Raw genomic sequence first — 20,095 nt, 5'->3', positions numbered from 1 at the left:
GCGGCGCAGGAAGCGGGCGGGACCACCGGCAATTTGCGTGTCCCGCACCCGGCGGTGGACCGAAGGGGCGTATAAGCTCTTTTTTCGCAGGCGCGATAGGCTATACTTCAGCATATTTCAAGATGCGATGTTTCGGGAATTTGGTTGGGATGATCTCCTCGGTTTCGATCTTCACCCACGGGCTCATCCGGCGCGTCGGGTTTCATTCAGCCGCGCTTGTTGCTCTCCTGGCTCTGGGCACCGCATGGGGAGCCATTCCCGCCGGCGCCCAAGCCTTCGATCCGCGCAGTCTGACGGGCCTGGGAGGGGATCAGCCCATCGATCCCGCGCAGCTTCAGGACGTCAGGACTGCCGAGGTCACCCGAGCCTATATCCCCGATGCGATCGATCTCTCGCCGCTGATGCCGCCGCCGGTGCTGCAGCGTTACGGAAGCTGCGTCTCCTACGCGATCGGTTATGCTCTGCGCGGCTATTATTCGGCACTGGAAAACGGCACGCAGCCGGGGCAGGTGAATTTCACGCCCAGTCCCGCCTTCCTCCACTCCCGGATACGCAACCCGGTAACGACCTGCGACGACGCAGGCAGCAACGCGCTGCTGGCGATGCGCTATTTCTCCGGCAATGGCGCACCGGACAGGGATGCCGTTCCCGACAGCGCGATCTGCACCGACACGGCCGAATACGCGACCACCGCTCCCACCCGTTTTCGTATCCGCGGGTTTGAATTCATCTTTTCCAGCGGCCGGCGGCGGAGCCATGCAGGCAACCGGGTTCTGGATGCGATCAAGCAGCAGCTGGCGGCCGGGAACCCCGTCGCCACGGGCTTCAGGACAGTTGGCGTTGTGCCATCGGCGGAGCAGCCCGGGGGCGCGACCCTGCAATATCTGAAGGCGGGAGAAATATACCGGGGATCGCTGGGTCCGAATTCAGGGCCGTCCGGCGGCCACCAGATGGTGTTCGTCGGGTATGACGAGCGGCGGCAGGCCTTTCTGGTCCAGAATTCCTGGGGTCCAAGCTGGGCTGGAGACGGTTACGGCTGGATCAGCTATGCCGCCGCAAGGGCGGATATGCATAACGCCTCCATCATGCGCACCAATGTCGTTCCGCCCCGTCCCGTTCCCGGAATCACCCGTACAGATCGGGACAACGAGGTCGCTTTTTCCGAAGACGCCTGCAGCCGGCTGTATGTGGTCGATGAATTGTCCGGCCTCGGCCCCGTCCTGAACGGCTTCGTGAGCAGCCGTGAGGCCCTTCGGGGGCTTTCGGCGGAGTATGCGCCCGAGCAGATCCGCGACGTCGCGATCCGTCCCTGGCCGGTCTGTGAGGTCCTGAAAACGCTGGACGGGCCGCTGGCCGAACCGTCACGGCCGGAAATCCGCATGCTTGGCGGGGAGACGACGCTCTCCTACGGTGACTCGCTCGCCTTTCAGGTGCGCGCACCCGATTTCGCCTCCTTTCTCTATATCGTCTATCTTCAGGCGGACGGCACCGTGGTCAACCTGTTGCCCCGGCGGGGACCCGTCCGGCAGCAGGTGGATTTCGGCGCAAGATTCGTTTACGGGGACGGCCGCAAGGGACGCCAGAAATTCACCGTACAGCCGCCTTCCGGCGCTGAAGCAATCGTGGTGATCGCGGCGCGCAGTCCCATCTCGCAGCTCGAGGAGCTTGAGGAAGAAGGCGGTGGACAGTTCACCATGCCCGCCAGTGCCAAGAGCGGTGGCAGCGTGGCCGACGACAGGCACTTCCTGACGGCGCTGCGGGCAGGGATGGCCGAACGGCCGGATGAATTGAGCCTCGGTCGCGAAATCTCGGCCGCCGTGCTTCATCTGACGATACGGGACTAATACCAAAGAGCGTTGATTATGACTCATCTGACCTGTTTTAAAGGGTTTTCGGCCAGGAGCTCGTAGCAGCGCGCCTCGCCGGCGAACGGGAATGGCCCATCAGATGGGTCATAATCAACGCTCTTTAGTATAAGACACTATCAAGTTTTGCAGGGGTGGTTTCATGCGGTTTTCAACTATAGTCCGGCCAATGCTGGTAATGCCGATCATGGCCGCTGGCGTTCTGCTGGCCTTGCTGCTTCCCGTTGCAGCACAAACGGTGACGAGCGAGGAGATCGTCCGGGCTCTGCTGCCGCAGGACAGCGGCTCCAAGGTGCGGTCCTTCCGCAAGAAGGAACCGCATCCTTACCGCGGGATCAATATCGAGGGGGAACTGCCGCCGGAGGTGGAGCTGCCACGGATCAATCTTACGGTCAATTTCGAGTTCGATTCCGCTTCCCTCACCAATGACGGCATCCTGACCCTTCAGGCGCTGGGCGTGGCGCTGCAGGACCCGCGTTTGAAGAACATGCGCTTTCAGATCGCCGGACATACGGACCTGCGCGGCTCGTATCAGTATAATGTCAGTCTTTCCCAGCGCCGGGCGCTGACGGTCGCTGAATTCCTGGCTGCTTTCTATGGCATTCCCCGGCAGCAGCTCTACCCGGTCGGCTACGGCGAAAGCCGTCCCGTCGATCCGTATAATCCCTCCAGCGGGCTGAACCGGCGCGTTGAAATCATCAATGTCGCGCCATTGTCGTGACGGGGTGATCTTGAAATGCCGTCTTTTGCGGGCGGGACAGCGCATCGCGTGCCAGAACAAGCTCCGCAACGATCGCGTCCGCCGGGAGTGCCCCGCGCGTCCGATCAACGTCCGCGCAGAAACTTCGCTTATTGCAGTCCGGGCGGGTCGATGAGACCGCGCGAACAGCCCATGCCGACGGTGTCGGCGGCGAGCATGAGGTCGCCCAGCCCGCTTTCCGGCGTGACCGTGCCCTTTAGACTGATCCAGATTTCGTTGATGAGATTGCGGCCGCCATCGGATGTGCATTTGATCTCGACCCGCTCGCCTGTGCCGGCGCCGAAATCCGCGTCGAAGGCGGCGCGGATGTCCGCACCGGTGATTTCCCCGCCGACATTGTTGAAGAAGAGATCGCCCACGGCGCTGTCGTTGATCAGATCCGTCAGGTGAAGCGTGTCGTCGAAATATTCGTCCGCCCCGCCGTCTCCCAGAAAACAGGTGCCATGCTTGATCCATTCGTGATGATGCAGGAAGCTGGCAAAGCCCGGCATCGCCGCGCGCAGCGCGTCGGCGGTGTCCGTGTCGATTTCCGGTGAGGGGAGGCGGTTCCAGTTGTCCGGATTGTCGAGATTTTTGACATTCGCCGGCACGCCGCAATAATCCTTGCCCTTCGGCTGTGGCCAGAGGCCGTGGATCGACAGTTGACGGGTGGTGTGCGGCAGGAGCCCGTCATTCAGGTCCCGGCACTCCTTCTTGCCGGAACGGATCTCGCAGAAGGCCGGCTGCCAGCTCAGGGTGAGCAGATTGTCGGTCGATTCCGATCCGCTCTGGTCGATGACGACGTCATCGTCCTCATCGACGGGCCTGCTGATGGCGGTGCCGGCTTCCACCACGTGAATGCCGCAGGAGGTGCTGACCCAGCGGGAATTGGTGACGGGCGCGCCATCGATCACGACCTGGAAATAGTCTCCGCCTTCCTTGTTAAGGCCGAGCATCTCATAGGCCCTGTGCACGGATGTGGTGATATTGCCGGGATTGGTCTGTTTATTCTTGCTTTGAAAGGCTTCGCAGACCTCTTGGGCGATGAAATATCCGTCAAGCTTGAAGAAGGCGGATGCCGGTGCCGGCAGAACCAGACACAGGACAGCAGTCACAAAAAGGAAACGCATCACTCACCTCCCGGAATCGTCGCGTCAGAGCGCGTCCAGACCATGGGACGCGCGCATTGCAATTATGTGACGCGAGAGGTGTTGTTGCAACATCCAGAGGTTGCGGTTGCGGCTTAAAACCCGGTCAGCTCTTGTCTCCGCCGAGCAGCCTTTTCAGCATGTCGGCCATGGGGCCGGTTTTCGGTACGCTGACGGGTTGCTGCTGACGGGCCTGGCGAATGTGACTCTGGCCTTTCGGTTTTCCGGCCGCGCCCCCGCCGTCCTTGCCCGGGTCCGATTTTTCCTTGCGCTTGGCTTTCTCCGGTTCCAGGGCGAGGGTCAGCTTGTTGGCGAACTGGCTGTCCTTACCCTCGGCCAGCAGGCTGGCATTGTCGGCAATTTCCGCGAGCAGCGGGTCCAGCCAGTCCCGGTCCGATTTGGCGAAATGACCGAGAACGTAGTTGGAGACCAGGTTCTTGTCGCCGGGATGGCCGATGCCGAGGCGCAAGCGCCGATAGTCCGGGCCGATATGATCGGAAATCGACCTGATGCCATTGTGGCCGCCATGGCCGCCGCCCTTCTTCATGCGGAACTTGCCCGGGGGCAGGTCGAGCTCGTCATAGATCACGAAGATGTCTTCCGGCTCCAGTTTGTAGAAGCGCATGGCTTCGCCGACGGAGCGGCCTGAATCGTTCATGTAGGTGGAGGGCTTGAGCAGCAGGACATTCTCAGCGCCGATGCGGTTTTCGCAAACATGGCCCTGAAACCGGGATCGCCACGGGTGGGCGCTGCAATGGCGTCGATGGATCTCATCGATGGCCATGAAGCCGATATTATGCCGGGTACCAGCATAGTTCGTGCCCGGATTGCCTAGGCCGACGATCAATTTCATGGCATGCCTTCCAAGACTGCATCCTGAAATGAAAAAGCAGCCGGAGCGGCTGCTGATAAAGGGTTCTCCGTGGAGGAGAGGAGGCAGCTTGCTGCCTCCCGCATTTTTATAGCAGATCGCGAATTTATTCGCTTGTCTCTTCTGCGACTTCTTCGGGAGCCTCGTCGTCGGTCTCCTGAACACCTGCCGGCGCGGCGATCGTCGCGATGGTGAAATCGCGGTCGGTGATCGTCGGATGGCAGCCTTCGGGAAGCTTGACGGCGGAAATGTGCAAGCTGTCGCCCGGCTGAGCCTTCAACAGATCGATTTCCAGAGCTTCTGGGATGTTGTCGGCCGGAACGGTCATTTCGACGGTGTGACGCACGATGTTCAGAACGCCACCCTTCTTGATGCCCGGGCATTCTTCCTCGTTGAGGAAGTGGACCGGCAGATCGACGGTCAGGGTCGCGCCCTTGGCGACACGCAGGAAATCGACATGCAGGACAGTGTCGCGCACCGGGTGCAGCTGAAAGTCCTTGGCGATGACCTGGTGCTTTTCACCGTCGAGATCGACAATACCGATATGAGTCAGAAAACCGCCCTTTTGCAGGGTGAGAGTGGTTTCCTTCATGGAAATGGTAATCGGCAGAGCCGGTTTTTTATCGCCGTAGATCACGGCAGGTAGAAGGCCTTCTCGACGCAGTGTCCGTGCGGCCCCCTTGCCCACCCGGTCCCGTGCCGACGCCTTCAGCTCATAGCTGGCAGCCATGGCAAAACTCCTTGAGTGTATGATAACGGACCGGCGATCCACCGTGGGGTCTTGCAAAGACTTCAGATGTCCGGGATCGGTCCAGAAACGCCTCCTCCAGGGGTGCAGGCGCGAGCGCGCATATAGCGGAAAAGCAGACTGTGTGCAAGGGCAGGCGGATTTCCGCCGCAAACATTTGCCTGGCAGTCACCATATCAACCTCCTTCCTGCAGGGGCAGTCGGATAAGTTGGCTCTGTCAAGGTGCTGCTTGGGAGGGTGCTTTGCGTCTCTGAAGCTAGAAGTTGATATTTACTATGTAAAATTGCAGTATCTTTTGATTTTTTATTGTTATAAGTGTCAATAATTTTTCTGGTAAAGCCGTATAGTTTGAATTTAAGCAGTGAATTTAAGCTTGTACATATAATTTTAAGAAAAGTTCGGCATCATTCCTCTTGGTAAACTCATGGGAGTGAGCAATGAAATATCTAATTCAAACGACTGCACTTTGTCTTTTCTTTGTCGGTTCTGCCTATGCAAACGAATTCGAAAGCGAGCTTAAAAATCTTGCCGCAGGCAAGATTGCGGAAATCGCTGCCTCCGAGGAAGTTGTATCGGCGGTAAAAGCGCAAAACGGCGTAACCGGGTCCTACGATCAGTCGAAAATCGACGAACTGGACGCAAAATGGCGTGTGGAAGCCGATGCGGTGGACCAGCCGATGATCGATGAGGTTCTGGATAAACCCTTGTCGGTCTATCTGGCGGATTCCCAGGAAGCGAGCGATGGTCTCTTCACCGAGATATTCGTCATGGATGCCAAAGGACTCAACGTCGGTCAGAGCGATGTGACCTCAGATTTCTGGCAGGGAGACGAGGCCAAGTGGCAGGAGACCTATTCCGTCGGCAAAGGTGCGGTCCACGTCAGTGAACTGGAAGAAGACGACAGCACTCAAACTCTGCAAAGCCAGGTGAGCGTGCCGGTCTTCGACCCGGCCAGTGGTGACCCCATAGGTGCTATCACCTTCGGCGTGAACGTCGAAAATCTCTGAATAGAATGAGAAAAAGCGGGAAGGCATCGCTTTCCCGCAACTTCCAGGAGGAAGCATGAAAGTCTCCGTAAAACTTCCGGCACTTGTGCTTGGCATCGCGCTTTTATGTTCGGGTGGCGTTGGGGTGGCGAGCTATATGTCAGGCGCCAACACTGTGCGCGGGCAGGCGGAGCAACGTTTGATGGCCCTCGCTGAAGGCCGCAGGGACAGCCTGCTGGAGTTTTACCGAAGCAAGGAGATATCCATCGGCAGCCACATGGGGGGGAAAGCTCTCCGGTCTGCCTTTAGCGACCTGGAAGCGGCCTGGGCGAAATACGGTGACAAGGCGTTCGAAACACTGACGAAGATCTACGTCACGGACAATCCCCACCCGGTCCATGAGCGGGACCAGCTGGTCAAGGCCGGCCGTAAACCCTATGACAAGGCCCATGCGAAACATCATACGTCCCTCAGGGACTATGCGGATGCAAACGACCATCCGGATATTATGCTGATCAATCTGAATGGGGATGTGATTTACAGTGCCCGCAAGCGGGCGGATTTCGGCGTGAATGTACGCTCCCAAGACTGGCAGGGGACGCCGCTGGCTGCAGGATTCGAAAAGATCGTGTCCGGTGAAGCCGAAACCGTCCTGGGGTTCGATCCGGTATTCTACCCGGGTAAGGACAATGAGCCGGCGGGTTTCTGGATCGCTCCGGTAGCCGTTGGCTCGAAAACCATCGGGCTCGTGGTCTATGAGACACCGATCGGCAAGATCAATTCCCTTCTCGGCAAATACGCCGGCCTCGGCGAAACGGGGGACATCTATCTGCTGAACGAAGATGGCCTGATGATAAACGACAGTCAGCGCACAGCGGATGTGTCTGAATTGCTGAGCACACAGTTCAAAACGCCCGAAACCATGTCGGTGATGGGAGGCGAGGCGGCGTTCAAGCATCTGCCGGACTACAACGGACGGGATGTCTTCGCGGCGATGGTTCCCTTTACGGCGCTGGGCAACAAATACACGTTGGTTGTCGTTCAAGGAGCGGATGAGGTTCTGGCGCCGCTAACGTCTCTGAAACTCTGGATTTTCAGCATTGCGCTCGCCTGTGCGGTTGCCGCGTGTGTGTTCGGGCTGCTCATGGCGCGAAATCTGTCAGGCCGGATCAATGGCCTTGGCGAAGTCATGAACAGGCTTGCCGGAGGCGATATCGCGGTCGAGGTGCCGGCGCAATCCGCATCCGATGAGATCGCCGAAATGGCCGCTACGGTGGACGTGTTCCGCGAAAACGCCCTGGCTCGCGAGCGGCTGGAAGCAGAGCAGCGTGAATCCGGCCTTGCACAGGAACGGCAGGCTGAGGAAGTCTCCAGAATGATCGCTGATTTCCGGTCGGAAGTCACGGAAATGCTGGACGCGGTATACAGCAACAGCGAGCAGATGCGGTGCGCCGCCGAAGAGCTGAACAGTGTTGCTGACGAGACAGCGGGCGATGCCACAAATGCATCGGCTGCCTCCGAAGAGGCGTCGACAAATGTGCAGACGGTTGCGTCAGCCGCCGAGGAGTTGTCGGCATCGATCCAGGAAATCCGCCGGCAAGTTCAGTCGACCACTGAAATCGTCCAGAACGCGTCACATGCCGCGGTGCAGACCAACAACAAGATCGAGGGGCTCGCAGAAGCCGCGCAGCGTATCGGCGATGTTGTCAATCTGATTTCCGCCATTGCCGAACAGACCAATCTGTTGGCGCTGAATGCCACGATTGAGGCCGCAAGGGCTGGCGATGCCGGGCGCGGGTTCGCGGTTGTGGCTTCGGAAGTCAAGGAACTCGCGACGCAAACCGCCAAGGCGACGGAAGAAATCGAAGGTCAGATCGCGGAAGTGCAGGCGGCGACTAAAGAGGCCGTCTCGGCGATCGCTGGAATTACCCAGACAATGAGCCAGGTTGACGAATATACCGGGTCAATTGCTTCGGCCGTAGAGCAGCAGGGAGCTGCGACGAACGAAATTTCCGGCAACGTGCAGGAAGCGGCCAGAGGCACGCAGGATGTTGCGCGCACCATCGTGACGATCTCTGAAAAGACCCGGATCACGAGTTCGTCCGCCGGACAGGTGCTGTCGGCCTCGACAGATGTCAACAGCCGGACCAACGCCTTGCGGGCAACGGTCGACCGGTTCCTGAACGCGGTGGCAGCTGCTTGATATAACGCCCGGCCGGATCAGCCTGCTTTCATGAGAATTTCCATGAAAGCAGGCTGATCGATTCCGAGGTGTCGTACCGACCTCAACAAACAAGAACCTACAATTTACTCACGGACCGGACATTCAGCTGAACAGGCTGGAGACCGATTTTTCCAGGGCCGTGCGGTTGATGGCCTCACCGATCAGCGGGGCAATCGAGACGACGCGGATGTTGGCCGCCGCCGTGATCGCCGCCGTCGGTTCGATCGAGTTGGTGATCACCAGTTCCTTCAGTTTGGAAGAGGTGACGCGCGCGACGGCTCCACCGGACAGAACGCCGTGGGTGATATAGGCCGTCACCGACTTGGCGCCCTTGGCGAGCAGGGCCTCGGCCGCGTTGCAGAGCGTGCCGCCGCTGTCGACGATGTCATCGACCAGAATGCAGTCAAAGCCATGGACTTCGCCGATGATGTTCATGACTTCCGACTCTCCGGGCTTGTCGCGGCGCTTGTCGACGATGGAGAGTGGCGCCTCGATGCGCTTGGCAAGCGCGCGGGCCCGGACCACGCCGCCGACATCGGGAGAGACCACCATGACATTGTCGGTGGCATAGCGTTCCTTGATGTCGCGGGTCATGACAGGGGCGGCAAACAGGTTGTCGGTCGGCAGATCGAAAAAACCCTGGATCTGTCCGGCATGGAGATCCAGGGTGAGAACGCGGTCAGCGCCGGCTTCGGTGATCAGGTTGGCCACCAGTTTCGCCGAAATCGGCGTTCGGCCGGAAGCGCGGCGGTCCTGCCGCGCATAGCCGAAATAGGGCAGCACCGCCGTGATACGGCGGGCGGAGGAGCGGCGCAACGCATCGATGATGATGAGCAGCTCCATCAGGTGGTCGTTGGCCGGATAGCTTGTCGGTTGAACGACGAAAACGTCCTCGCCGCGCACATTTTCCTGGATTTCAACGAAGATCTCCTGGTCGGCAAACCGCCTGACCAGGCATTTGGCGAGGGGGACCTCGAGATATCCGGAGATTTCCTCAGCCAGGGCTCGGTTGGAATTGCCCGCGACGATTTTCATAAGCCGCAAGTCCTTCTGGTGCGACAGCGGGTCAGCAGGCAGGATCGTTCCTGCTGAAACGCGGAAAGGGCCAAGAGCATTCTGCGTTCAAGTCAACACAGACTTCTCCAACACTTTGAAATCGATCAGCTTTTCTTCTCTCACGCGATGCTGCATGTGAGCAGGCCGAATCGAGGTCTTAACACGTTGCCGGATGCCGGTGGCCCGAATGGAAAGCCTTGGCAGGCGGCGGCGTTGTAACAACCAACCACCCGGACCACAACAGGCGTTCGCCATTGAGACCCGCTTTTTTTGAATTTTTGTGGCGCTGCATGTTCATTATCCAGCTAAAGGCAGATTAGCGGTTGAGCCAGGCCTTTATTTCCACCATCGACCGGTTGGCGATGCGCGATAAAGTTCCGGAGCCGACCGCCTGCCAGGGATCGCCGGAAGCGCCGCCCGTATCCTCCGTGCCGGAGATTCGTTTCACCCGGCGGCCGGAGCCGTCAACGATATCGAACACATAGAAGACGGTGCCGTTGGAGGGTTGGCCGGTGGCTGCGAGATAACCGTTGACGCGATAGGTCGCGGCCGCGCCAACGCGGCGGACAAGAGTGATCCCCTGCTTGCGGGCTTCCGCTCCGATGAATTCGGACAGTTCGTCGGAAACGTTGCCCGGAGCTCCGGTAAAGGGCTCAAATGCTAACGTTACGCCTTCTTCCTGGTCGATCTGGCCCGAGATCGATGGCGCGGGTGCGGTCGTAGCGATGGGGCCTGGCGGCTGCGGTGCCGACTGACAGGCGGCCAGGCCGCCCAGCAACAGAAGGCAGACGATCGAACGCAGGGTCCAAAAGGAATTCTGTCTGGAAAAGGTGAGCATGTAGGCGCCTGGCTCTGGTAATCGATTTCGACATGGTGCGGACCGTCTGCCGGCAATGCAAGAACGGAGCCGGGCCGCTGAGTTGCAGTTTGTTTAGCCTGACTTGACCGGCAGGTCGAGAGGCAGGGTGGATAAGCGCTCCGGAGCGCCATTGGTGGTCAGGTAGGTCTGCCCCAGTGTCATCGCCGTTCCGGTAATGGAATCCATCAGGATCATGTGCATGAAGATTACCATGTCCGGCTTCACCTCGGCGGGATTTGCCTTGTAGGCCATGGGCATGTCCATCCAGCTCGGTGTGAAGCGGGCGCCCAACGAATAACCGCAGGCATTCAGCCTGTGGGGCATCATGTCATGGGCATCCATGCGTTCGGCATGCGCGTCGAAAACATCTCCGAAATTCCGGCCCGGAACAAGCTGGGTTTCAACGGCGGCAAGCGCTTCGCGTGCGGCGGTATACATCTCGTGGTGCCTGTCGGTCGGCGCACCGATGACGACAGTGCGCATCAGCGCGGCGTGGTAGTGGCGGTAGCTGCCCGCCCATTCCAGCGTGATCTGGTCCTGATCGGACAGGGTCCGCCGCCCGGCCTTGTATCGGCACAAAAGCGCGTCGGGGCCGGAGCCGATGATGAATTCATTGGCGGGATAGTCTCCACCGCCTTCGAAAATCGCTCCCTGCATGGCGGCAAGGATGCGGCCCTCGTCCGCGCCGGGGCGGATTTCCTCCAGCGCGGCATAATAAGCCTTGTCGGCAAGTTCGGCGGCCTTGCGCACATAGACGATTTCTTCCGCGCTCTTGATGGCGCGCAGTTGCGGGATCAATTCGGAGGCGTCGGAAATATCGGCGAAACTGGTCAACTCGGCATTGATCTGCAGTCCGATCCTGCCGGTCATGCCATGGGTCTCATATTCGATGCCGATGCGGCTGCCGAGGAGATCCATGTCGAACAGGAGATCCTTGAGCTGGGTGACCGGGCTGGCCGAACCCCGGTCGATCCAGATACGGATATCGGCGATGTTGGATGTATGCCTGGCCTGACGCTGGTCGGCGGAGCGGGTGAGGAGTACTTTTTCTCCGTCCCTTGTGACGACGAGACACTGGAAAAAGCAGAAGCCGAAGGTGTCGTAGCCGGTCAGCCAATACATGCTCTCCTGCGCGAAAAGCAGCATGGCATCGAGTTTTTCCGCCTCCATGGCGGCTTTGAGCTTTTCGAAACGGCTCTCGAACTCAGCTTCGGAAAAGTGCAGTGCCATCGGTGTCTCCCTATGTCAGAACGATCGCGCTGATCTGGCGGCCATAGTCCGGTTCCTTGCGGTGTGTGGTGCGTCGGTAGGAGAAAAAACGGGTCTCGTCACCGTAAGTGCAAAGGCAAAGGTCCGCGACCTGGCCAAGACCCAGTTGCCCGAGACTGTCCCCGATGAAGGCAGGCAGGTCGAACATGAAATGATTGTCCCGTTCCGAAGGCTGAAAATATTCCGTATTGGCAGAGGCGTCCTGAACGAAACGCTCGTGAAATTCCGGACCGACTTCATAGGCCTGACGGGATATCGTCGGCCCGAGGACCGCAACGATACTGTCTCTTGAGGCGCCGAGGACTTCCATGGCGGTGACCGTGTTCCGCAGAATTCCGGATATGGCGCCTTTCCAGCCCGCATGGGCGGCCCCGACGACGCGGGCTTGGGGATCCGCGAAGAGCACCGGACCGCAATCGGCCGTCGAAATCCCGATGGCCAGCCCCGGCGTGCTTGTGACGAGCGCATCGGCTTTCCTGTCCGCGCCGTCCCCCCATGGGCCACTGACCGTGATCACGTCCGGTGAGTGGATCTGATAGGGGGAAAGCAGGTTCTCCGGGGCGACGGCGACCGCATCGGCGACCCGTTTGCGGTTCTCCAGAACCCTGCCGCGCTCATCATCCGATCCGAGGCCGATATTGAGACTTTCATAAATGCCGTCCGAGACGCCGCCCTGCCGGGTGAAAAAGCCGTGGCGCAGGCCCTCAAGCTTCAATGCGTCTGCCTCAATTCTCATACGGGTCTCCGGACCGGTTCTTCCTGCTTGCGATTGGCCCCACACGAAAGCAGAAAAGTTGAGCGCTCTTAAGATGCTCCAGACGGGATTCGTTTTTGCCGCGATTGATCCTTGAGGGGATCAGGGCGCGCTGTCAAACGGCAGAAACGATATTCCGGCGCCTGTCACCGCCAGAACCTTGAAGAGATCTCCCATTTCAGCGGGAGCCGCCAGGCGCTCGACCGCGTCGTGGATCGCTTCCTGCTCTTCACGGGACTTTCCCGCACCGAGCGCGCCTGCGCGTTCCAGAAGTCCGGAACGCAGGAGAAAGTCCCCCTGTGTCATCGGCGGGAGCACCCTTGCGCCGCCTCTGACAGCCGCGGTTGCCAATGCGTCGAAATTCACATGCGCTGTCAGGTCCGCCTCGCCGGAATGGGCCAGAACATCGTCGAATTCATGCCTGTAAAGCGCCTGCAGCGTGTCGCCGGGGGCGGTTTTCAGATAGCCGTAATCGATGATAAGCGCTGCCCCGCCGTGATCGGCAATGCGCGCGCCGATGTCTTCGGCTATGGCGTTCGCTGCGGGTTGGGTTTCGAGGATAGTTCCTTCCGCGGAGCCGGCAATCCGGGCCGGGATGGCCTCGTCCGGGAGCCTGGCCGTGCCTGCGCCGAAGATGAGGCCGCCGTCCTCCGACAGGCCGATCTGGCGTTCGCGCCAGCCGTTCGCGGTTTTCACGAACTGATGGATGGGCAGCGCATCGAAGAATTCGTTGGCGATCAGGATCACCGGGCCATCGGGGATATCGGCGAATTTGGTATGGAAGTCCGGTCTGAGCGGTGAGCCGGCCAATGTCTCTTCCTGAATTTCCCGCAGCCGCGGGCTCGTTTCGACGAGGTTCAGGCGGGCCGCTTCAAGGAACGCCGGGCGCAGCGCCGCCGTGCGAAGCAGGTCAGCCATCAGGGTTCCGCGGCCCGGTCCGAGCTCGACGAGCTGAAACCGCTCCGGGGCTCCCATGGCCTCATAGGCGGACAGGCAGGATGCGCCGATCAGTTCCCCGAACATCTGGCTGACTTCAGGCGCGGTGATGAAATCGCCGCTCGCGCCGAAAGGCTCCCGGGTCGTGTAATAGCCCGCTTCGGGATCCCCAAGGCAGATCGACATATACCTGGCGACCGAAAGAGGGCCTTCGGCGGATATCCGCGCCTTGATCCTGTCCTTCAGAGAGAGGGCCGGCATGGTCTTACCCGGCTGTGGCAGCGGAATTGCGGGACGAAGCCCAGATCATCGCGGCCAGTCCACCCAGGATCATCGGCAGCGACAGCAATATACCCATGGTGAAAAAGCCGCCCAGATAACCGATATGGGCATCGGGAACCCTGAAAAGTTCGGAGATCGAGCGGGTTATGCCGTAGCCGCAGGCAAAGGCACCGGCGAGAAAGCCGGGTTTTTTCAGAAGTTTGAAACGGTGGCTGAGAAGGCGCAAGACCAGAAACAGGACAATGCCCTCCAGCGCGGCTTCGTAGAGCTGGCTGGGATGGCGGGGATCCGGACCGGCATTAGGAAAGACGACGGCCCAGGGGACATCCGACGGGCGGCCCCACAATTCCGAATTGATGAAATTGGCGATCCGTCCGAAGAACAGCCCGATCGGCGCCGCGCAGCCGGCAAGATCGAACATGGTCCAGACGGACAGGTCCCGACGCCAGGCGAACAGCAGCATGGCGACCACCGTGCCGGCGAAGCCTCCGTGGAAGGACATGCCTCCTGTCCAGATCGCGAACGCTTCCATCGGATTGGCGAGATAATAGGCCGGATTGTAGAAGAGCACATATCCGAGACGGCCGCCGATGATGATCCCGAGCGTTCCCCAGAGGACGAAGTCGTCGAGTTGGACCAGGGACGGCCTGCCGATGCTGCCCCAGAGCCGGTGGTTGAGGACGAGCGCGCGCATATAGCGCCAGGCCAGAATGATGCCGACGATATAGGCCAGCGCGTACCAGCGCAGCGCGAAAGGACCGAATTCAACAATGACCGGGTCGATGGCGGGGAACGGCAGGACGAGTAAGGGCGGCACGGCATAACCTTCTTTGTTTTTGTCCTGAAAGAGCAGGGCAAAGCCCGGCGCAACGCATGCGCGATCTTGTTCGATCCGTCAAGCACGCGGGCGGAATTGGTTCTTGAAGTTCAGGTCATTCCCACATACCTCTCAAGTGTAAGTTTGTTCCTGACCAAGGAGGGTCACATGGCCCAGGGCCCGAACCGTATTCTCGATGATTTCGCCAAGCTGATGACTGACGCCGCCGGTGTCGCCCAAGGGGCGCGCCGTGAAGTGGAAACCGCGTTCAGGGCACAGGCCGAGCGGTTCCTTTCCGACATGGATATTGTGTCGCGGGAAGAACATGAAGCCGTCAAGGAGATGGCTGTGCGTGCGCTCGACAAGGTTGAAGAGCTCGAATCACGGCTCGCCAAGCTGGAAAAAACCGGTTCCGCCAGCGGCAAGAGCGCCTGAAGCGGTCGCTGACACGGATGTGACCGATTTCTGTTCACAATTCGTGACAGATATGCGACGGATGCACTTGGCGGAAATGCTTTGCTTTTGAGCAGTGTGATGAAAATTGACGCTGTGTCGTCCACAAGATTCGGCTTTTCGGGCAGAAATGGTATGTATCCCTTAAATCATTCTTGCTCCTATACTCATCGGTAACAGGGATTCGTCGGAGCAAGACGGAACCGGTTCGCTCCAAGGACCACCAAGGGACGCGTTTTGCTCCTCCGGCATGGGACATTTCCCGGCGGTCCGCCCGGTTTTCCTGATCGGGTATTCGGCCCCGGCTCGAAAGGGAGTAGGCACATGAGCCTCATCGAGATCGAATTCGAGCGACCTGGCAATCCCGTTGATACAATAGAAACCGTCGCCGCTCTAAACGACTGGACTTTCGAACGGTCGGACGATGACGAGATCACCATCTCCCTGGGCGGCAGCTGGTGCGACTATCATGTTTCCTTTTCGTGGATGGAAGACGTGGAGGCGCTGCATCTCGCCTGTGCCTTCGACCTCAAGGTCACGGAACCCCGCAAGACGGAAATCGTCCGTTTGCTGGCGCTTGTGAACGAGCAGCTCTGGATGGGACATTTCGATCTCTGGCACAAGGAGAACGTCGTCATGTTCCGCCAGTCGCTCATTCTGGCAGGAGGGGCGGAAGCCTCTTCGGCGCAGATCGAGGCGATGCTGACGAATGCGCTTGAAAACTGCGAGCGTTTCTATCAAGCCTTCCAGTTCGTCGTCTGGGCCGGTCACTCGGCGTCCCAGGCAATGGACACGGCCTTGTTTGAAACTGCGGGAGAAGCATGAGTTTTTCAAAAGAGAGGCCTTTCCTTCTTGTCGGAGCCGGCAAGATGGGGGGGGCGATGCTGTCAGGCTGGGTGGCGGACGGAATAGACACGTCCGCCCTCATGGTATGCGATCCGCATCTGTCCGGGCCAATGGCCGCGCTCCTGAAACAGTACGGTATCCGGCATGTAGCCGCCGTACCGGATGACCTGAGCGCGGGCATTGTGCTTGTCGCCGTCAAACCGCAGATGATGGACGATGTCCTGCCCGCCCTGAAATCAGCGGTGGCGCCGGACACGCTCGTCCTGTCGATCGCCGCCGGGACGCCGGTCGCAAAATTCGAATCCGTGTTCGGGACCGTACCGGTCTGCCGCTGCATGCCGAATACACCGGCAATGGTCAAACGGGGCGTTACCGCGGTTTATCCAACGGCGGCGGTGTCCGAAGAGAGCAAAAATGACGTCACCCGGCTCTTGAGCGCAATCGGGAAAGTGGTCTGGCTGGACAGCGAGGACCAGATCGATCTGGTCACCGGCGTCAGCGGATCCGGTCCGGCCTATGTGTTTTATCTCGCCGAGGCCCTGAGCGAGGCCGGCAGGCAGGCCGGGCTTCCCGGCGATCTCGCCGATGAGCTTGCCATTGCCACGGTCTACGGCGCGGGCGAACTGATGCACCGGTCCGGCGAGCACCCTTCGGTTCTTCGCAAGAACGTCACCAGTCCCAACGGAACGACGGCGGCGGCGCTGGAGGTTCTTATGGGGGGCGACGGCTTGCAGCCGATCATGACCGAAGCCGTTGCGGCGGCGGTCCGGCGGGCGAGGGAACTGGCGGGCTGATCCCGCCAGCGTCTTCCTTGCCCACCGGCGCCCGCTTCATGGCTTCAGGTACTGGCGATTGAGGCGATGAAGCGCGCATTTTCAAGCGTGCTTCATCCGCTCTCTGGCCAAGCTTTTACTGCTCGTTGATGGCGGAAACCGCCAGACCCGTCAGCTTGCTGTTGGCGGCTTTTTCCTGATCGAGGATGCCGGACAGCAGGTCGTGCGCTTCGTCGTGGCCCAGGACCTTCGCCCACTCGCGCAGAGTGCCGTAGCGGGCGATCTCATAGTGCTCGACGGCCTGGCAGGCGGCGACAAGCGCCGCGTTTTTCGCCGTGCCGCTGGCTTCCTCGATTATGCTGTCGGTTTCCTTCAGAAGGCCCTCGATCGCATCGCATTTTTCCCCGGAGGCTTTCTTGCCGATCGACTTGAAAACCTGTTCGAGGGTCTTGACCTGGGTCCTGGTCTCTTCAAGATGGTCGCCGATAGCGTCCTTGAGCTTTTTACCGTTGGCGGCTTCCTGAAGTTTCGGCATGGCTTTCGTGAGTTGCTGCTCGGCGTAGTAAATGTCCTGCAACGTGTGTTCGAATGCATCGGCAAGAGTTTTCATGGGGTTTCTCTCCTCGGGATAATTGTCTGGTGGCCGGTTGTAACGGTCGATTTTCGAAAGGCTGCGACCCTGCCGAGCTGTCGCGGCTGTGGCGGGACCGCGAGGTGCCGGCCCGGGCCGCATCCTTCGAAAGGTCAACGCAGCGGCCTCCGCTCTGGTTCCGGCCACATGCGAAGAATGATCGGGCAGTAATACGGCCGGGGCCGCGGCACGGTGCCGCCCTTTCCTCCGGGTGTCAGGTTTCCTATCTTAGCGGGGGCAGACAAATTGGAGACCGCTTCATGGCAACCGCGAAGACCAGGCAGAAAATCCTTCAAACGTTTTTGGATCTGTTGAGCGAACATCCTTACAAGGATGTCTCCCTGCCGATGATTGCCGAGACGGCAAAGGTGAAGCTCTCGGAGATGCGCAGCGCTTATGCCTCGAAACTTCAGCTTGTCGCCGCTTTCACCGAGAAGATCGACACCACGGTTCTTGACGGGCTGGACGCGGATATGGGCGATCAGCCGCCGCGTGATCGGCTGTTCGATGTCCTGATGACGCGGATCGACGCGCTTGCCCCGCACAAGGAAGTCGTCCGGGCCCTGCATGACGCGGCGCGGCACGATCCGGGGCTTGCCCTGGATTTCAACAGGCTGGCGGTGCGTTCGCAGAAATGGATGCTGATCGCCGCCGGTATCGATGTTTCCGGTGTGAAGGCGACCATCGTCGGACAGGCCCTGGCTGTCGCCTTCGCCCGTGTGGTCGATGTCTGGCTGGACGAAGCCGACGAAGGCATGCCCCGCACGATGGCGCGCCTCGACAAGGAACTGGACAAGGGCTCCTCCTTCATGAAGCGTTTGAACGGTGTGGAGAGCCTCGCAAAGGGACTGCGCTCATTTCTGAGAAAGGCGTCGTCTGGCGGCAAGCGGCGCCAGCGCCGGGAAGGCGAGCCGGACCAGGATGCGGGTGTTGACGGAGAAGCGCCCGCAAGTGCCTGACGGCCACAGGTCTGCCGCAAAAAGCCGCTCCACTGCTGTCTGTGTCTTGCACGGTCCTCGCTGACCGGCCATGGTCGCTCGCAAAAGGAGTGTTTTCCGTGAGCGACCAGATCAGTTTTGACGATTTTATGAAAGTGGATGTGCGCGTCGGCCGTATTGTCGAGGCCGAGGATTTTCCCGAGGCGCGCAAGCCAGCCTACAAGATGCGGATCGACTTCGGCCCGGATCTCGGCGTCAAGAAGACCTCCGCGCAGATCACCAAGCACTACACGCCGGAAGAACTGGTCGGCAAGCTGGTGATGGCGGTGGTCAATTTTCCGCCGCGCCAGATCGGTCCCGTCATGTCCGAGGTTCTCACCCTCGGCGTTCCGGACGCGGACGGAGAAGTGGTGCTGCTGACCCCGGACAAGGACGTGCCGGTCGGCGGGCGGCTTTATTAGGGCACAAGAACAGACCTACGCCGGCACCCTCAGTCTCGTTCTCAACCCTCCCAGCGGGCTGTCTTCCAGGTAAAGTTCGCCGCCGTGGCCGCGGGCGATGTCGCGGGCAATCGCAAGGCCGAGGCCGCTGCCGGTCTGGTCCTGATTGCGGGCCAGGTCCAGCCGGTGAAACGCCCGGAAGGCCATGTCGCGCTGGTCCTCGGGAATGCCGGGGCCGTCGTCGTCAATGGTGATGACAAGCCACTTGCCCTCGATCCCGGCAGAGATTTCGACTTGGGTGCCGTATTTGCAGGCGTTGGTGACAAGGTTGGCAAGACAGCGTTTCATCGAAATGCGTCTCACTTCGACGTCCAGCGGCCCTTCAATGCGGGTCGTCACGGAATGGCCGGAGATTTCGGCTTCCTCCTCCAGTTCCTCCAGAAGAAGCGCCATGTCGGTCGTCTGAACCTCCTCGTCGCCGTCGCCGCTGGCAAAAGCGAGATAGTCCTCCAGCATATGGCTCATCTCGTCGACGTCCTTGCGCATGGCATCGCTTTCCGGCGTTTCGTCCAGAAAGGCGAGCTGCAGACGCAGGCGCGTCAGGATGGTCCTCAGATCGTGGCTGACGCCGGCCAGCATCGTGGTGCGTTGTTCTATCTGGCGTTCGATGCGGCGGCGCATGTCGATGAAGGCCAGGCTGGCGCGTCGGACCTCGCGCGCTCCGCTTGCCCTGAAATCCGCGGCCGGACGACCCCTGCCAAAGGATTCCGCGGCATTTGCCAGACGGATGATCGGGCGGATCTGGTTGCGCAGAAAGAGCAGGGCGACAATCACCAGAACAAGGGAAGTGGAGAACATCCAGACCAGGAAGATATGCGAGTTGGAGGCGTAGGTCTGGCTGCGCCGCGTGAAAATCTTCAGGATGGAATCGGTGAGCTGAATGCGGATTTCCACAAAGCGGGAGCGGCCGACCGTGTCGATCCAGAAGGGTTTGCCGATCCGCTGGCTGATCGCAAGGCTCAGTTCCTGGTCGATGACATCGAAGAACGGTTTGGGCGTGGGAGGCGGTAGCGGCTCCAGCGGCATGACGGTCATCGACATGCCGAGCGCGCGTGAGGCAAGCTCCTCGACCTTGCGGTTATCCTCATCCTGCGGATAATTCTCCAGCACGAAGACCACGGCGGCTATCTCCCGGACGACCGCCTCCGACATCCGGCGCGAAACCAGTTGATAGTGCCGCTCCATGAAGACGAAGACCAGGACCGACTGGAGGATCACGATGGGCGCAAGGATGATCAGAAAGGTCCGGGTGAACAGGCCCTTGGGCATGATCCGGTACATCAACCTGGATAAAAACCGGTACCCGTGGACAAACGGCTTCAAGGGAACGGCAAGGGACTTCAGGTGATCACCCATGTGAAAATGCCGGAGGAAGGTGAAGGTCTCTTTTTCCGCCATG

Annotated in this window: 20 protein-coding genes; 9 read left to right on the top strand and 11 right to left on the bottom strand. The window is 60.0% G+C overall.

The window, feature by feature from the left end:
- Nucleotides 1-149 precede the first annotated feature (149 nt).
- Both CLV41_RS18185 and CLV41_RS18180 read left to right on the top strand, forming a co-directional pair.
- Nucleotides 150-1,844, top strand: a complete 1,695-nt coding sequence (locus tag CLV41_RS18185; RefSeq protein WP_103223842.1) for a DUF4384 domain-containing protein — start codon at nucleotides 150-152, stop codon at nucleotides 1,842-1,844.
- Nucleotides 1,845-2,007: 163 nt separating this feature from the next.
- A complete protein-coding gene (locus CLV41_RS18180) occupies nucleotides 2,008-2,586 on the top strand; it encodes an OmpA family protein (protein ID WP_103223841.1) in 579 nt (192 codons plus the stop codon).
- Nucleotides 2,587-2,714: 128 nt separating this feature from the next.
- Here the strand turns inward: CLV41_RS18180 and CLV41_RS18175 are convergent, their stop codons facing one another.
- The 3 genes from CLV41_RS18175 to CLV41_RS18165 form a co-directional block, all read right to left on the bottom strand.
- On the bottom strand, nucleotides 2,715-3,734 hold the full coding sequence (locus tag CLV41_RS18175; RefSeq protein ID WP_103223840.1) for a ribonuclease T2 family protein: 1,020 nt from the start codon (nucleotides 3,732-3,734) through the stop codon (nucleotides 2,715-2,717).
- A gap of 124 nt (nucleotides 3,735-3,858) precedes the next feature.
- Complete coding sequence (gene pth / locus CLV41_RS18170; protein WP_103223839.1) at nucleotides 3,859-4,605, bottom strand: aminoacyl-tRNA hydrolase; 747 nt, start codon at nucleotides 4,603-4,605, stop codon at nucleotides 3,859-3,861.
- A 124-nt stretch (nucleotides 4,606-4,729) separates the two neighbouring features.
- Complete coding sequence (locus CLV41_RS18165) at nucleotides 4,730-5,353, bottom strand: 50S ribosomal protein L25/general stress protein Ctc (RefSeq protein WP_103223838.1); 624 nt, start codon at nucleotides 5,351-5,353, stop codon at nucleotides 4,730-4,732.
- A 456-nt stretch (nucleotides 5,354-5,809) separates the two neighbouring features.
- Here CLV41_RS18165 and CLV41_RS18160 point away from each other — a divergent pair, with 456 nt between their 5' ends.
- A complete protein-coding gene (locus tag CLV41_RS18160) occupies nucleotides 5,810-6,379 on the top strand; it encodes a hypothetical protein (RefSeq protein WP_103223837.1) in 570 nt (189 codons plus the stop codon).
- Nucleotides 6,380-6,434: 55 nt separating this feature from the next.
- On the top strand, nucleotides 6,435-8,561 hold the full coding sequence (locus tag CLV41_RS18155; RefSeq protein WP_103223836.1) for a methyl-accepting chemotaxis protein: 2,127 nt from the start codon (nucleotides 6,435-6,437) through the stop codon (nucleotides 8,559-8,561).
- Nucleotides 8,562-8,684: 123 nt separating this feature from the next.
- On the opposite strand, the gene CLV41_RS18150 is transcribed toward CLV41_RS18155, so the two are convergent.
- From CLV41_RS18150 to lgt, 6 genes are all read right to left on the bottom strand, one after another.
- On the bottom strand, nucleotides 8,685-9,617 hold the full coding sequence (locus CLV41_RS18150; protein ID WP_103223835.1) for a ribose-phosphate pyrophosphokinase: 933 nt from the start codon (nucleotides 9,615-9,617) through the stop codon (nucleotides 8,685-8,687).
- A gap of 337 nt (nucleotides 9,618-9,954) precedes the next feature.
- The gene (locus tag CLV41_RS18145; protein ID WP_103223834.1) at nucleotides 9,955-10,476 is read right to left on the bottom strand and encodes a hypothetical protein; all 522 of its coding nucleotides are present in this window, start codon (nucleotides 10,474-10,476) and stop codon (nucleotides 9,955-9,957) included.
- Between the two features lie 93 nt (nucleotides 10,477-10,569).
- Nucleotides 10,570-11,727 carry a M24 family metallopeptidase gene (locus tag CLV41_RS18140; RefSeq protein WP_103223833.1) on the bottom strand — a complete coding sequence of 386 codons (1,158 nt, stop codon included), beginning with the start codon at nucleotides 11,725-11,727 and terminating at the stop codon, nucleotides 10,570-10,572.
- Between the two features lie 10 nt (nucleotides 11,728-11,737).
- Nucleotides 11,738-12,502, bottom strand: a complete 765-nt coding sequence (gene pgeF / locus CLV41_RS18135; RefSeq protein WP_103223832.1) for a peptidoglycan editing factor PgeF — start codon at nucleotides 12,500-12,502, stop codon at nucleotides 11,738-11,740.
- A gap of 120 nt (nucleotides 12,503-12,622) precedes the next feature.
- Nucleotides 12,623-13,717 carry a class I SAM-dependent methyltransferase gene (locus CLV41_RS18130; protein ID WP_103223831.1) on the bottom strand — a complete coding sequence of 365 codons (1,095 nt, stop codon included), beginning with the start codon at nucleotides 13,715-13,717 and terminating at the stop codon, nucleotides 12,623-12,625.
- Nucleotides 13,718-13,721: 4 nt separating this feature from the next.
- On the bottom strand, nucleotides 13,722-14,555 hold the full coding sequence (gene lgt, locus CLV41_RS18125; protein WP_208987585.1) for a prolipoprotein diacylglyceryl transferase: 834 nt from the start codon (nucleotides 14,553-14,555) through the stop codon (nucleotides 13,722-13,724).
- Nucleotides 14,556-14,723: 168 nt separating this feature from the next.
- On the opposite strand from lgt, the gene CLV41_RS18120 reads away from it, so the two are divergent.
- The 3 genes from CLV41_RS18120 to proC all read left to right on the top strand — a co-directional run bounded on the left by CLV41_RS18120 (nucleotide 14,724) and on the right by proC (nucleotide 16,648).
- Nucleotides 14,724-14,990 carry an accessory factor UbiK family protein gene (locus CLV41_RS18120; protein ID WP_103223919.1) on the top strand — a complete coding sequence of 89 codons (267 nt, stop codon included), beginning with the start codon at nucleotides 14,724-14,726 and terminating at the stop codon, nucleotides 14,988-14,990.
- Nucleotides 14,991-15,332: 342 nt separating this feature from the next.
- Entirely contained in the window at nucleotides 15,333-15,833 is a 501-nt protein-coding gene (locus tag CLV41_RS18115; protein ID WP_103223830.1) for a type III secretion system chaperone family protein, read from the top strand.
- Nucleotides 15,830-16,648, top strand: coding sequence for a pyrroline-5-carboxylate reductase (proC, locus tag CLV41_RS18110; protein WP_103223829.1), 819 nt, complete (start codon nucleotides 15,830-15,832; stop codon nucleotides 16,646-16,648). Before CLV41_RS18115 ends, proC begins: the two co-directional genes overlap by 4 nt.
- 115 nt (nucleotides 16,649-16,763) lie before the next feature.
- On the opposite strand, the gene CLV41_RS18105 is transcribed toward proC, so the two are convergent.
- Nucleotides 16,764-17,237 (bottom strand): YciE/YciF ferroxidase family protein, encoded by a 474-nt coding sequence (locus CLV41_RS18105; RefSeq protein ID WP_103223828.1) that lies wholly within the window; start codon nucleotides 17,235-17,237, stop codon nucleotides 16,764-16,766.
- Nucleotides 17,238-17,518: 281 nt separating this feature from the next.
- Between CLV41_RS18105 and CLV41_RS18100 the strand changes: the two genes are divergently transcribed.
- Both CLV41_RS18100 and CLV41_RS18095 read left to right on the top strand, forming a co-directional pair.
- Nucleotides 17,519-18,217 (top strand): TetR/AcrR family transcriptional regulator, encoded by a 699-nt coding sequence (locus CLV41_RS18100; RefSeq protein WP_103223827.1) that lies wholly within the window; start codon nucleotides 17,519-17,521, stop codon nucleotides 18,215-18,217.
- A gap of 98 nt (nucleotides 18,218-18,315) precedes the next feature.
- Nucleotides 18,316-18,657: a tRNA-binding protein gene (locus tag CLV41_RS18095; RefSeq protein WP_103223918.1), complete on the top strand. Its 342-nt coding sequence runs from the start codon at nucleotides 18,316-18,318 to the stop codon at nucleotides 18,655-18,657.
- A 15-nt stretch (nucleotides 18,658-18,672) separates the two neighbouring features.
- On the opposite strand, the gene CLV41_RS18090 is transcribed toward CLV41_RS18095, so the two are convergent.
- Nucleotides 18,673-20,052 carry an ATP-binding protein gene (locus CLV41_RS18090; RefSeq protein ID WP_170107252.1) on the bottom strand — a complete coding sequence of 460 codons (1,380 nt, stop codon included), beginning with the start codon at nucleotides 20,050-20,052 and terminating at the stop codon, nucleotides 18,673-18,675.
- Nucleotides 20,053-20,095 lie beyond the last annotated feature (43 nt).

Origin of the sequence: Roseibium marinum, from assembly GCF_002906165.1 — a bacterium.
Classification (GTDB): domain Bacteria; phylum Pseudomonadota; class Alphaproteobacteria; order Rhizobiales; family Stappiaceae; genus Roseibium; species Roseibium marinum.
Note: the sequence above shows the minus strand (reverse complement) of the source record. Positions and strands in the feature narration are given on the sequence as shown.